We start from the raw sequence: 12,592 nt of genomic DNA on the forward strand, positions 1-12,592 counted from the left end.
CAATTTATGCAATCCATATTGCGCATACTCACCTCGTGAACGCTGTCGAGGTTACTCCTATCGTCCACAGGTTGTCTCCGCCAACTTCAAGGCTGTATCGCCCCTCACTCGCGTGGAGGTTTCGCGAGGCCCGTAAGCCGATGTATGGAACGAGAAGAGCCCGCCACGGCAGGACCGGGCGGGCTAGGCATCGAGGCAAAGCAAGAACGAGTCGTGTTCGGCTGCCTCACGAAGAATGCGACACACAGCATCTGGAGGCCGCGATGTATAGCAAGCGACCATCAAAGCTGATCTTCGGAACCTTGCTGGCCACCCCCTTTATCTCGTTGGTTGCTGTTGCAGAACAATGCCCGCAAAGTGGTGAGGAGAGCGGGCCCGCTCGTCCAGCATCACCTTCGGTACTTGTGAGATTCAGTCAATGGTTTATCCGACATGGGATCACACAAGAAAGATACACTTTCCACGCGAGCGGAGCATATGAATACGTGAGAGCTGCGGGGGAAACGGTCCGAGCGTGGGAAGATGGTTCCTATACTGTGAAGAGTGACCACCTCATCCTCAGCCCAGAAGGGGGGCGACCGCGGACTATTTGCTGGAGGATCGGAACTTATACAGGTGAGGGCTATCGACCTATTCTATGGTTGAGTACTCCAGACGGAAGAGAGGAGCATTTTTCCCCCACTATGCCGTAGTCGCTTTCTTGCGGCCGATCGCTGGAAGGCCGAACGGCTCGGCGAGTCGGCGTCCATGGCGGGTGTGGCGCATGGCTTCGCGTGTGAGGGCGGCCCATTCGCATAATTGTCAATCTGGAACCGATTACGGGCCCTCCGGACAGTGTTCCGGAGGTCTCGCGCGGGCCTTGAGCCGGCCGCCAGTCGAAGGCCAGTTGATCGGCCTCTGGCGGGGTCTCGTGGGCGGGCGGATCTACTGCAGTGATCTGTCGGCCCGAACCGGGCAGATGCCGGGCAAAGAGACGCCGGCCGCGGGTGAGGACACTGCCCGGGGCCGGCGCGCTGTCCCTCGCTGGCTAGGAAAGAAGCCGGCCGGAGATGCGTCGATCCGGCCGGCAGGCCTAGGGGCCACCCGGTAAGAGTAAAGTGGCCCGATAGGTCAATCGAGGATCGGTGAGGCCTGTTCCGCTGCAGGGTCGTCTTCGCGGAGCAACTCGACCGGCGCACAAAGAAACGCCGGCTCGGGTGGGGAAGCCCGGCCGGCGTCAGGGGGAATCCATTGGTGCCACCCCCTCATCGCGTGGCGGCCCGCGACCGTTCCATTGGCCCTCAGGCCGCCCGCTTCACGACCTTGAACCGCTCCCGGCCTTCCTGCCGGTTCCACTCCTCGCAGATGACGCGGGCCTCATGCTCAGTCGGGAGGGTCAGGGTCACTTCGTGGCCCTGGCGCCTGTCGATCACGTCCCAGATGCTGCCGGCCTCGAAGAGGAGGGCGTTGAACTCGGCCACGAGGTCGAAGCTCTCGGTGTCAGCCATCCTGCAGCTCCTCGCGAGCAAAAGCCTCGCCCCAGCTCATATCCGTAGCAGGTGCGCATGATCGCCGCTGCTCTCGCCTTGTAGCGCTTCTGGTCGAACGTCCCCTCGCGTTCCCGCAAAGTCGTTCCCGCGCGCGTGCGAGAATTTAGAACTAATCTATGTGGGGACATCCCCTGATGGGAGTCTCGCCAGACGCAGGACAAAATTAGCGTCGCTTCCTGCAAGATGTCACGATCCGGTGTATTCTGCACTGGCAACGTTATGGCTGGTGCGGGGCCGTGCCTGAGGCGCCATCCCGCTCCAGCATCGTTGCACTCGCGAGGATGCAAGACTTGCATCACCGCATAGGGAGGGTGCCATGCCCAATGACATCAGCATCACCACCGCGAATGACGCCAGCTCACTCAGCACGATCGCGATCACGGCTGACATCGTCTCGGCTTTCCTGGCGCATAACCAGATCCCGGCAGCTAGCCTGCCGCCCCTCCTCACTAGCGTACACGCCTCGCTGGCGCGCCTGACCAAGCCGGCCGAGCCCGCGCCCGAGCCGCTCGTCCCGCCCGTGCCGATCAAGAAGACGGTGACGCCGGACGCCATCATCAGCTTGGAGGACGGCAAGCCCTACAAGACGCTGGCCCGGCACCTTGCCGGGCGCGGGCTGACCCCGGAGCAGTACCGCCAGAAGTGGGGCCTGCCGGCGAACTACCCGATGACGGCCGCGAACTACTCCTCGCAACGCTCCGAGCTGGCGAAGAAGAGCGGCCTTGGCCAGAAGGCTCCAAGCCGGAAGACCGGCACTTGATCCTGTCGGCGGCCGGGTCTGGACCGGCCGCCTCCCATCCTCCGGCGTTCGGGCGCTAGATCGCCTGGAGGCGGTGAGGACCGCGATCCTGCTGGCGCGGGCCAGCTGAGGTATGATGGGGCGATCCAAGCGCAAGGGGCCGCCCCATGCCGATCTACCTCGACGACGAATGGCACGCCTTTCTGAGCGACGAAACTCGTGTGAAGCGCGTCTATCGGGACGAAGTCCTAATCGGCCGGGTGCGGCGGTGGCAGGTGAGTGAGCCGGGCGAACTGACCCGAGAGTGGTACACGGCCGAACGATGTGAAGGCAGCCTGTTCGTGCAGATCGAGGGCAAGCAGCCCGACTTCGAGGAGGCCTTGCAGCGGGTCGTTTTCTACGGCGTCGCTCATTGATGAGCTGCCGCAGCCCCCGCCGCGCCTACGACGAGAACGGCCGGGAGATCCTGCCACCGACGATCGACATGCTCCGGGCAGAGGCCAACCGAACCGCGGCGGTCAACCTTCTGCTTCCAGCGCGTGACAAGGAGATAGGGCTCGCCCGGCTCGTGCTCAGGGCTTCGAGCGCCCCGGCGGCCCGCTCCAGGATGCCAGGGTTGTACTCGGCCCGCTCGAACCAACAATTTCACGTCAGCGCCGAAGCCAGCTCGCCCGCGGGTTAATCCTCATCGTCCTCATCGCGGCGCAGCTCCTGCTCTCGCCGGTACTCGCGGCGGCGCTCGATCGCACGGTCTCGTCTCATCTCTTGGCGTTCGATGTCGCGCTCGCGTTCCCCTCGTGAGCGGAAGTCGACGCTCGGCCCGCCAGGGCCGATTTCGATGTTCTGGGCTGAGGCTGGTGAGATCGAAAAAATCCCCACCGCGCAAACGGCGGTCACAAGGAATGTTTTCATTTCTCCCTCCATAATGTCCTTACGGGAACAGCCTCCACGAAATTTCGTTCCTCAGCATCAGGGAAGCCTCGTTGCTTGGTGCAACACCAGAAAAAGGGGGCTGTCGCAAACGCGGACGCGACGGCATTCACGGGTCGTTAGGCAGACCCGCCCAGCTTGCCGCCTCCGCCCGAGAGCCGGCCCATGATCCTCAACGCCCTCGCCCTCAAGTTAAAGCGCCAAACCCGGGGCGACTTCAAGGGACGGCACTTCGAGGCCACCCTGATCATCCAGGCCGTCTCCTGGTACCTGCGCTACGCGCTGATCCGTGGAGCGGTGCTGTTCGCATCAACGACCTGGGACGAACTGCCTTCGAGCAGTTGTAAGCGGACACCCTGTCCGCCGTCGCAGCCCAGATATGCTCGCCCATAGAGCCGCTTAGCCATATCAGCGGCAAGGCTACCCCCGTACTTCGGCGATTCGGATTGGACCTGGGCTTCCCGATGCGGCTATGGAGAGGGCAGCAAACATGGTTGGGGGAAGCTGCCGTGCGTCATAGGGTTGCCGCGTTCGCGGCCAGCATTCTTGGATCCGCTCTTCTGGCCCCGGTAGCCGCACAGGCGCAGCTCGATTTGCAAAACCTGGTTCCTTGTGCCCAAGAAGGCGGCGTATGCCGCATGCCTCATCCAACCAACGTCTACTATGGCATCCCTGGTAAGACGGTGGGGCGACCTTTCCCTAAAGGCGGCGCCATCGCCTGCACTAACCAGAACTTCGGCGATCCAGTGCCCAACCAGAAGAAGATGTGCTGGTATGCGCCACGAATCGCGGACCGCGGACGGGGAGGCGAGGAGCGCTACCGCAGAGAGGGTGGCGAGGACTATGGCTATGGACGTCGCGACGCGAGTGAAGGGCGCGGTCGTGACTACGACACTGGCGCTAGATACCGCCGCGAGCGCGACAGTGACAATGGGGCTGGGTCCCGTGAGCGGGATCGCGGGTATGACCGGCAACCCCCAAGCCCATCGTACGGGGGCTATGGGGAGCGCCGTCAGTACCGTGTTGATCCCGATGAAGAGTAGGACCTCTTGAGCGACGTGAGACGTGTACTCGCTTGTGATGCTCGCTCTTGTTGGCGCCTGAAACCGGGCTAAAGCGGCTCCCACAGGTGCGCTGTCGCGACCGGCAGCTCGGCCAACTTCGTTGTGTAGCGCGGCGAGCGCATCTCGAACTTGGTCGCCCACGTCCGTTTCCTCTCCAGTCCCGCCCGCGCCGGTACCACGGTGCCGCGCCCGAAGCGCCGGTTGCACGCATCCATCGCCGCCATCAGCGGGCCGCCGCGCTCCCGGTCGAGCGCGCCGAAGAGGGCCCGCGGGCTCTCCGCCGGCGGCAAGATGTCGGTCGTGATCACGCCGGCCTTGCTGTAGAGCGGCACTTTACGCCAATTCAGTTCACCTCAGGATCAACTTTGGTATGGGTCGCCGAATACTCGCGCAGGCGGTCCTCCAGCCGGCGCGAGCACCTCTGTTTGCTTCACCCACAGCCGGAGAGGCTGCAAGCCGGTGTCATTTATTCTTCATGCTCGCGCAACTTATCATCATACGAAGGTGTAGTCTGATGAGTTTATCACTGCTGAATTAGTTAAGTTTATCACTTCATGAACTTTTCCATCTGCAGAGTTTATGCTATACTGAGTTGCATTTATTTGCGTTAGGGTAGCGCCCTGTTCCGCTGTTCCAAAGCCTCGGAATTCAAGCCGATCTCCGGCGGATGGTCCGTTTCCTTGGAAGTCTGTTATTGTATCACCATTTGCCTGGCCCATCACAAATACGAATGTGTCATTTCCACCGTTTCCGGTAAGAATGTCTCCGCTCCTTCCAATTGGTCTACTGAAAATTGGGGTTCCTCCTCCACCGTTGATTATATTATCCGCATCATCTCCAACGATATAATCATAGAGGTTGCTGCCATTTACGTTTTCGACATTGTAGATAGAGAAACCTAGCTGCGGGACTCTCGGTTGGGAGACATCTGCGTAAACGTAATGCGATGCAAGATTGACATTAATTCCGTTATACAAAATCGTTGTGATGTTAGAACCTGCGAGATCGAGCGTATCTAGGCCGCCCGAACCGTCGATATTTTTAACAGATCCAAAATCACTGCCAGAGACCACGAACCGATCATATAAACCTGACCCCACTATACTCTCGATATTACTGTAATAATCAGTAGCATTTCCGTCGCTTATCGAATTGCTGCCCAGGTATACATTCAGCTCCCGAGCTGAAGAGGTATAGCTTAAAGTGTCAGTACCGGCACCCCCGTCGAATAAATTTGACCCGGAATTACCCTGGAGCGAATCGTTAAACTTGGAGCCCACCACATTTTCGATACTATTGAGGAAGTCAAACGTCACACCATCATACGTTGCGCCAGCTGCCAAGTTGACTGAAACTCCTTGAGAGGCGGAACTGTAGCTGATTGTATCAGTACCATCACCCCCATAAATAGTGTCGGATCCACCTGCACCACCATCAATGACATTATTTTTGAAATCTCCGTAGATCAAATCATTGAAGCCTGTACCTTCAACGTTCTCTACGGATATAAGCGTATCATATGAATTGCCGTCGTACGCATACTCACTTGCGAGATCGAGTGTGATTGCGTGATTTGATGCGGCATAGTTGACGGTGTCGTCGCCTGCGCCGCCATCCAAGCGGTTGGAGCCGACGCCGCCCTGAAGCGTGTCATTGAAGTCAGAGCCGACAGCGTTCTCGATGCTGCTCAGGAAGTCGAACGTGACCCCGTCGAAGGCTGCCCCAGCCGCCAGGTTGATCGAGACGCCCCGGGTCGAACTCGCATAGCTGACGGTGTCGTTACCCCCGCTCCCGTCCAAGCGGTTGGAGCCGGCGTCGCCCTGAAGCGTGTCATTGAAGTCAGAGCCGACAGCGTTCTCGATGCTGCTCAGGAGGTCGAATGTGACCCCGTCGAAGGTTGCCCCAGCCGCCAGGTTGATCGAGACGCCCTGAGACGCATGACCATAGCTAACTGTATCGCTGCCGCCTCCTCCCTGAAGCGTGTCAGATCCGCCCGCACCCCCGTCGATCGTATTGTTTCCTGCGTCCCCGACTATGACGTCATTGAAATTTGTGCCCTGCACGTTCTCAATTGACACAAGCGTATCAACGAACATGCCGTCATCCGCTATCTGTGTTGCGAGATTGATCGTCATCGCACGAGTTGAAGCGGCGTAGAATACAGTGTCATTACCTGCACCACCATCTAGCCGGTTCGACCCGTATCCACCTTGGATGCTATCATCGAACTGTGAGCCAATGGCATTTTCGATGCTCGCCAGAACATCGCCAACCACGCCGTCGTAAGTGGCTTGAGCGGCGAGGTCGATCGTGACTGCGCGATTTGATGCGGCATAGCTGACGGTGTCGTCGCCTGCGCCGCCGTCCAGGCGGTTCGAGCCGGCGTCGCCCTGAAGCGTGTCATTGAAGTCAGAGCCGGCAGCGTTCTCGATGCTGCTCAGGAAGTCGAACGTGACCCCGTCGAAGGTTGCCCCAGCCGCCAGGTTGATCGAGACGCCCCGGGTCGAACTCGCATAGCTGACGGTGTCGTTACCCCCGCTCCCGTCCAAGCGGTTGGAGCCGGCGTCGCCCTGAAGCGTGTCATTGAAGTCAGAGCCGACAGCGTTCTCGATGCTGCTCAGAAAGTCGAATGTGACCCCGTCGAAGGTTGCCCCAGCCGCCAGGTTGATCGAGACGCCGCGAGGCGAGGTTATGTAACTAATAGTGTCACTTCCCCCGCTTCCATCGAAATTATCGGATACTCCTGGATTGCCATCAAAAACATCATCGTTTTGTCCGCCAGACGGCATATTGCTCTCCAATACACACAGGCCACTATACAATGCTATTTACCTTAGCGCAGCTAGCGCCGCGCAGATTGGGACACTTTGTGACTGCAATCAAGCGTAAACTACGTAATTACCCACGCCTGTGATGGCGGATTCAGGCGCCGATGGTCTGGAGGATGGTGGCGAACGGCCTGGCGCCGGTGAGGCGGGCTGTGTCGACGACGGTGCGGAGATCGGCCTCTCCGTTGGCCGCCCACCTCGCACGGTAGCCGTTGGTGACCTTGCGCTGCACGACAGCCGGGCGCAGCAGGCGCTCGCAGCCGTTGTTGGTAATCTCGACTGTGCCGGGATGATCGAGGAAGACCAGGAGCTGATCGCGGGCGCGGCCGATCTTGGCCTGCAGATCGCGGGTCAGATCGCAGCGGCTCGGGGCGGACAGGATCTCCGACAGCCGCCGCTCCAGCGCCCGGCGCTTGGCCGAGAGCGTCGAGGCCGCCAAGTCGGTGACGCGCTCGGCCAGCGCGAACACCGCCTGCAGCCAGAGCTGCAGGCGAAGTGGCCCCGGGTCGTCGCTGACCTCGACCGCATAGGCGACGTCACGGGCCAGATGCGCCAGGCAGGTCTGATGTTTGGCCGCGTGGCCTTGTTGGGCGGTGTAGCGATCAGAGATCCACACCACGGGCCGATGGCCGTCCATCATCTCGTGCACCACGACGGCGCCGCGCGTCGGGGAGGCGTGATGGACCACCGCCTCGGCTGAGCGGAACACCCAATGGTAGGCGGTGCAGCCCTCGATCCGGACGCCCGTCTCGTCGGAGGCGACGACCGCGGCCCGGCGCAGCGCCGACACGGCCGCCTCGCGGCCAGGACGGAAGTAGCCCTGTGCGCGGCGGAGCATGTTCATCAGCCCGCCCTGGCTGAGCGTGAGCCCGAACAAATCCGACAGCGCCGCCTGCAGCCGCTCATACGAGAGCGCCTGGAAGGTCTTGAGGTAGGTCGCCACCGCGTGCAGCCGCGGGCCGAACGGAGTGCCGCGCGCGGCCGAAGGCACCGGAGCGACGACGTGAGCCCCGCACGACGGGCAGAGAACCGCGAGCCGCTGATGCTGGGTGACGATCGGCGTCACCTCGGGCAACTCGACCTGCTCGGCGACGCTGACGACCTCGGCGGGAAGATCACCGTGCAGAGCGCCGCCACAGCACGAGCAGCGATCCGGACGATGCTCGACGACCGCATCGGGATCCCCGCTGATCACCCGGCTGTGGCCTTCGTGGCCGGGCTTGGCGCCGCCGGGTCTGGCCTGCTCGCGCCGCTCCTTGCGATCGGTGGAGGGCGGCTTGGAGGAGGTGCGCGAGGTCTTCTCTGGGCGCTGCAGCCGCAGCACCAGCTCGATCAGCTCCTCCTTGCTCAGGCGCTCAAGCTCGCGGCGGCTCATCCCACGAGGGAATCAGCGAAATCCGATCCCTGCAACGTTGGCGCGGGCGCTCATGTCCCCATAGAGCGTGTAATTCGAGGAGAACACCCGCACCTTCTCGCGTCGGCAGAGGTCGCGGATCATGAAGTAGGGCGCGCCCATCTTGATCCCGAGCGCCTTGGCCTCGCTGGTACGGGCAATGGCGCAGCCACCGTTGTTGCTCAGCACGATCCCCGGCACGCCCGTGAGGCGCGGGTCAAACACCCTCGCGCAGGAGCAGTAGAAGCTGTTGCCGTCGACCAGCGCGATGGCGCGGCCATCGCAGGGGGCTCGGCCGGACGTGGTGCCAGCGCACCGAGAACAGCAGCACGCCCCAGATCTGGCACTCCTCCAGATCCTCCAGGCCGAAGGCGGGCATCTCCGGGTTGTCGAAGGTGAGCGCGAGGCGGTTGCCGTCGAGCACGAGGCGCTTGAGGCTCATCTCGCCGTTCACAATCGCAACGACGACAGCGCCGGGGCTGGGGTGGAGGGAGCGGTCGACGACGGCGAGGTCCTGGTCATGGATGCCGGCGCCCTTCATGCACCAGCCGCGGACGCGCCAGATGAAGGTCGCGGCGGGGTTGGGGGCGAGCCAGCGCGGGAGCTCGAGGGCGCCCTCGGTGAAGTCCTCGGCCGAGGACGGGAAGCCGGCGCAGAGGGTGGTGCGCATGAACGGGATGCGCACCAGCCCACTCCAGTCTGCTGCCTGCTCGCCGACCCGGTAGAGACTCACGCTGCCCTCCGCGTTAGAACGAAAAGAGAACAAACAGGCCGGCGGTTCCGGGTCAAGGTGACGGCATCGGCGTTGTGGAGAGCGGGGATAGCCCGTGAGGGCGGGCGGGACCTGCCATGGCCGGATGAGAATGGCTGACGAGCACTCAGTGCGACCCGCCGGCCTGAGTTCGACGGAGCCGTGGGGAACCGTGCCAACGTCGTCAGGATCTGGCGCCTACTGCGACCGCGTGCACGCACATGCCTGGCCGACAATTGGCTTCCCGCCTGTTCGCGCGAACCTCCCTACATCTACTGCGATGGCCGCACACGTCTTCAGGAACCAGCACTTGGTGCGACCCCATCCAGGCAGTAGGCATTCCCACGGCTCCCCCGTGCCAACGAACACAGAATCCAGCGGACCCAGCACAGGCGATTGCCTGACAAGCAGTTTCCCGCTCGTCTGCGCGAGCCTCCCTGCAACGAGCGCGAGTCGTCATCTACCAGGGCACCTGCCAGCGAGATCAGGATCTGGGATCCGTTGCGACGCGATCGGATCCTCCGCCTCGAGGAGCGCATGCAGTGCCAACGAGCTCAGGAACTGGCGCCCGTTGAGACCATTCCCGCGGTCCGATGGACCGAGAACAGATCGTGTGCCAACGCGATCAGGATCTGGCGCCCACTGCGACCCCCCGTGTCCACATCGACGGCCGCGATGCACCAGTGCCAACGCGCTCAGGATCTGGCGCCCACTGCGACTTCCGGCGACCCTGGATCTGCACGGCTACACAACTGTGCCAACGCGCTCAGGATCTGGCGCCCACTGCGACTTGGCCCCGCCGGCACCGGGTAGGAGACCCGCCATGTGCCAACGCGCTCAGGATCTGGCGCCCACTGCGACATAGTTCTGGCTGTTGGAGGCCAGATTGTTCTGGTGCCAACGCGCTCAGGATCTGGCGCCCACTGCGACCTGACCTTCACGCGTGTCTACTCGGGCGTGGCCAAGTGCCAACGCGCTCAGGATCTGGCGCCCACTGCGACGTCCAGGCCGAGTTGGGCAAGGTCCGCCGGATCCTGTGCCAACGCGCTCAGGATCTGGCGCCCACTGCGACGGCGGGCACGCACATGCCTGGCCGACAAGCGGTTTCCCGCCTGTCCGTGCGAACCTCCCTGCAATGAGCGCGAGGTCCAACCGATGCACAACGGGCCAGAGCCGAAACCCAAGCGAAATCCGGACTCTCACTCGAGCGCGAACGTTCGAGGAGATGCATGAGCGCTTGAGGTTCGCGCAGCCGCAGTGTCAAAGAGCCAGATCCAGATAAATCGTTTCGGCCGGTGGAGCTGGTCTCTTAGGCCACCCCCGAGGCACATCGAACCGACGAACGCAGGCCCTATAGGCCAGCAGCAACAGCATAGCTTGCTTCGGCCTGAGCGTCCAAGTGCGATCTCAAGCGCCCCACCGTTTTTGCGCGGACGATCGACCAGAAGGCCGCTGACGGGAACCAGAGATCGGTCGGCAGCACGACACCGGACGGATCGCGGAAGAAGACGACGCGCTCGCCACTCCGCTCGAGCAGTTCCTCCTCAAGGCCCTGCAGCTCTTCATCCTCCGCTGCAGCCGCCTCATCACGATCCTTCTGTGCGCCAGAGAGGCGGCGCCACTCTGCCTCAGTCGTTTTGCGCCACTGACATGAACCGCTGTCATGTCCCGTTGGCTCGAGATACCCAAACCCGCCGAGAGCGCCCGCTTGGCGCTTGCCCATGCTCAGGGGAGCCCACCGGATCTGACCTTGGACCGCCGACTTCCCGCATGGGAGGCGGAACGCGTCGCCGTGCTGCGTCCAGAAACGCCTCTGCAGGTTCTGGGCGGCGTTGATGTCGGCGTGGATGCGGGACAAGCCATTGGCGTTCAGGCAGACGAACACCTCTCCCCCGGGGAGAGGAACGAGATCGCCCGGCTTGTAGCCGTTGAGATCGAGGCCCTCGTTCTCTCGCTTGAGCAGCTCAAGGAAGCCTTGATCCTCGAATTCCCTCTTGCGCAGGGGATGACACCGAATCCCTGGCGTCATCGTGGAAGCGTGATAGCGGCTCGAGAATGCAGCCGGGGTATCGAGGCAGAATGCGGCAAGAGGCTGACGCGCATGCTTGCGAGCGCTGTCCGGATCCCGTCGATCTTGGATCCCGTAGATCTCGCCCTGCATGCCGACCATGTCGGGCACGCCACGATGGGCCCACTGCATGAGCTGGGAGTTCTCTCGACGAGGGCGGTCGGTCCGCATGCGGTACCGGCTCAGATCCTCGAACAGGATGACGTGACAAGGGGCGTGCTTCTGCACCCAGTACCCGAACTCGTTGCGCTGGAAGCCTCGAGCCGCCTGGACGATCAGGTCAGCACCCGTCTTGAGCCTGTCGTCCTTCAGGGCGTCGATGTGATCCAGGAGGTCCTTGGCGAAGACACCCCCTCGTTCGCGATCGAGCCGGCGGATGTCACCCGAGGCCCGACCCGCCAGGGACCAGCTCTGAAGGAAACGGCGGACGTCGGTCAGGTGCTGGACCGACCACATCGACTTGCCGGCGTACTTGCGGTCTTCGCGGGATCGCGTCCGGCTGCGCCACTCGGAGACGACGGCGCCGAACTCGGTGCGATACAGGCGAGCAGCCCGTTTACAGGTGTCCTGCCAGAGCGGATCAGCGACGGTCGAGCACCGCTCCAACTCAGAGAGCAGGCTGGCCTCGAACGGCCATAGCTCCTTCGCCGACCAGGCCTCGCGGAGGTCGGTGAGATAAGCGTCTCGCTCCCCCTTCTGGACGGTCGCTGCTCGTAGAAGTTGGCGGTGCCGGTTCAGCCCACCACGGAGCTGACGGAGTTCGGCGTCAGCCTGAGCCCGCCACTGTTGGCCAGCAGCCCCGACGTTCTCACCCGGCAGCTCGAGCGTGAAGGACCTCTCGTGTACCGCCCACAGCCGGAACTCGGCGAGTGGAAACGCGACGCCGGTGGTTGGGGCCGTATCCTTCAACTCGAACACTGAGCACGTCGCGAACGAGCGAACTCCGAGGTCGATGGAAAGGACTCGAAGGCCGGCTTGGACACTGTCAGCGTGCTTGCTCTTGGCTCCCTTCGCCGACTGGAAGTGGAAGGCAGCCCTTGCAAGCTGATCGTCAACGCCGTCCGGTAAGACGTGAGCGACGTCGAGCGCCAGCTTGAGGAACGCTGAACCGATATCGCCAGCATCGACGCGATCACGAATGCGACCACGCAGATGGTCCCAGTTCAATAGAAGGTCAGCGCTCCCAAGCTTGGCTTCGAACACCTCATTCATGTTGGTGCAGTAGGTGATCTTCTGCTGCTTGTCCTGCTTCGTGAGCACGACACCCTGCAGCTGATCGGACGGCGCCAG

The 12,592-nt window shown here is 62.4% G+C and carries 9 protein-coding genes, 2 pseudogenes and 1 CRISPR repeat array; of the genes and pseudogenes, 3 read left to right on the forward strand and 8 right to left on the reverse strand.

Going from position 1 to position 12,592, the window contains the following annotated elements; translation table 11 throughout:
• Nucleotides 1-1,280 precede the first annotated feature (1,280 nt).
• Entirely contained in the window at nucleotides 1,281-1,487 is a 207-nt protein-coding gene (locus MNOD_RS02660; RefSeq protein ID WP_015927296.1) for a hypothetical protein, read from the reverse strand.
• 358 nt (nucleotides 1,488-1,845) lie between these two features.
• Between MNOD_RS02660 and MNOD_RS02665 the strand changes: the two genes are divergently transcribed.
• Together MNOD_RS02665 and MNOD_RS02670 are read left to right on the forward strand one after the other, a co-directional pair.
• Nucleotides 1,846-2,289: a Ros/MucR family transcriptional regulator gene (locus tag MNOD_RS02665; protein WP_015927297.1), complete on the forward strand. Its 444-nt coding sequence runs from the start codon at nucleotides 1,846-1,848 to the stop codon at nucleotides 2,287-2,289.
• Nucleotides 2,290-2,435: 146 nt separating this feature from the next.
• The gene (locus MNOD_RS02670) at nucleotides 2,436-2,684 is read left to right on the forward strand and encodes a hypothetical protein (protein WP_015927298.1); all 249 of its coding nucleotides are present in this window, start codon (nucleotides 2,436-2,438) and stop codon (nucleotides 2,682-2,684) included.
• Nucleotides 2,685-2,946: 262 nt separating this feature from the next.
• Here the strand turns inward: MNOD_RS02670 and MNOD_RS02680 are convergent, their stop codons facing one another.
• Nucleotides 2,947-3,180, reverse strand: coding sequence for a hypothetical protein (locus MNOD_RS02680; protein ID WP_015927300.1), 234 nt, complete (start codon nucleotides 3,178-3,180; stop codon nucleotides 2,947-2,949).
• A gap of 183 nt (nucleotides 3,181-3,363) precedes the next feature.
• On the opposite strand from MNOD_RS02680, the pseudogene MNOD_RS45980 reads away from it, so the two are divergent.
• Nucleotides 3,364-3,483 (forward strand): annotated as a pseudogene (locus MNOD_RS45980) (IS6 family transposase); the annotation flags it as partial.
• A gap of 826 nt (nucleotides 3,484-4,309) precedes the next feature.
• Here MNOD_RS45980 and MNOD_RS02695 read toward each other — a convergent pair.
• The 6 genes and pseudogenes from MNOD_RS02695 to cas12b all read right to left on the reverse strand — a co-directional run bounded on the left by MNOD_RS02695 (nucleotide 4,310) and on the right by cas12b (nucleotide 12,562).
• Complete coding sequence (locus MNOD_RS02695) at nucleotides 4,310-4,594, reverse strand: DUF4113 domain-containing protein (protein ID WP_015927303.1); 285 nt, start codon at nucleotides 4,592-4,594, stop codon at nucleotides 4,310-4,312.
• Between the two features lie 162 nt (nucleotides 4,595-4,756).
• On the reverse strand, nucleotides 4,757-7,051 hold the full coding sequence (locus tag MNOD_RS45985; protein WP_015927304.1) for a beta strand repeat-containing protein: 2,295 nt from the start codon (nucleotides 7,049-7,051) through the stop codon (nucleotides 4,757-4,759).
• A 133-nt stretch (nucleotides 7,052-7,184) separates the two neighbouring features.
• Nucleotides 7,185-8,465 (reverse strand): IS66-like element ISMno4 family transposase, encoded by a 1,281-nt coding sequence (locus MNOD_RS02700; RefSeq protein ID WP_015927305.1) that lies wholly within the window; start codon nucleotides 8,463-8,465, stop codon nucleotides 7,185-7,187.
• Between the two features lie 36 nt (nucleotides 8,466-8,501).
• Nucleotides 8,502-8,753: pseudogene (locus tag MNOD_RS42600) on the reverse strand (Y-family DNA polymerase); the annotation flags it as partial.
• Nucleotides 8,701-9,216, reverse strand: a complete 516-nt coding sequence (locus tag MNOD_RS02710; RefSeq protein WP_015927306.1) for a LexA family protein — start codon at nucleotides 9,214-9,216, stop codon at nucleotides 8,701-8,703. The pseudogene MNOD_RS42600 and the gene MNOD_RS02710, both read right to left, overlap by 53 nt.
• 560 nt (nucleotides 9,217-9,776) lie before the next feature.
• A CRISPR array of direct repeats spans nucleotides 9,777-10,306; the repeat unit is 36 nt; unit sequence GTGCCAACGCGCTCAGGATCTGGCGCCCACTGCGAC.
• A 279-nt stretch (nucleotides 10,307-10,585) separates the two neighbouring features.
• Nucleotides 10,586-12,562 carry a type V CRISPR-associated protein Cas12b gene (gene cas12b, locus MNOD_RS49855; protein WP_015927307.1) on the reverse strand — a complete coding sequence of 659 codons (1,977 nt, stop codon included), beginning with the start codon at nucleotides 12,560-12,562 and terminating at the stop codon, nucleotides 10,586-10,588.
• Nucleotides 12,563-12,592: the final 30 nt, after the last annotated feature.

The organism is Methylobacterium nodulans ORS 2060 (assembly GCF_000022085.1).
GTDB lineage: Bacteria > Pseudomonadota > Alphaproteobacteria > Rhizobiales > Beijerinckiaceae > Methylobacterium > Methylobacterium nodulans.

Bases quoted from the DNA above. Each gene is read 5' to 3' on its own strand.
- MNOD_RS02660 (WP_015927296.1), bottom strand. From the start codon at position 1,487: ATGGCTGACACCGAGAGCTTCGACCTCGTGGCCGAGTTCAACGCCCTC.
- MNOD_RS02665 (WP_015927297.1), top strand. From the start codon at position 1,846: ATGCCCAATGACATCAGCATCACCACCGCGAATGACGCCAGCTCACTC.
- MNOD_RS02670 (WP_015927298.1), top strand. From the start codon at position 2,436: ATGCCGATCTACCTCGACGACGAATGGCACGCCTTTCTGAGCGACGAA.
- MNOD_RS02680 (WP_015927300.1), bottom strand. From the start codon at position 3,180: ATGAAAACATTCCTTGTGACCGCCGTTTGCGCGGTGGGGATTTTTTCG.
- MNOD_RS45985 (WP_015927304.1), bottom strand. From the start codon at position 7,051: ATGCCGTCTGGCGGACAAAACGATGATGTTTTTGATGGCAATCCAGGA.
- MNOD_RS02700 (WP_015927305.1), bottom strand. From the start codon at position 8,465: ATGAGCCGCCGCGAGCTTGAGCGCCTGAGCAAGGAGGAGCTGATCGAG.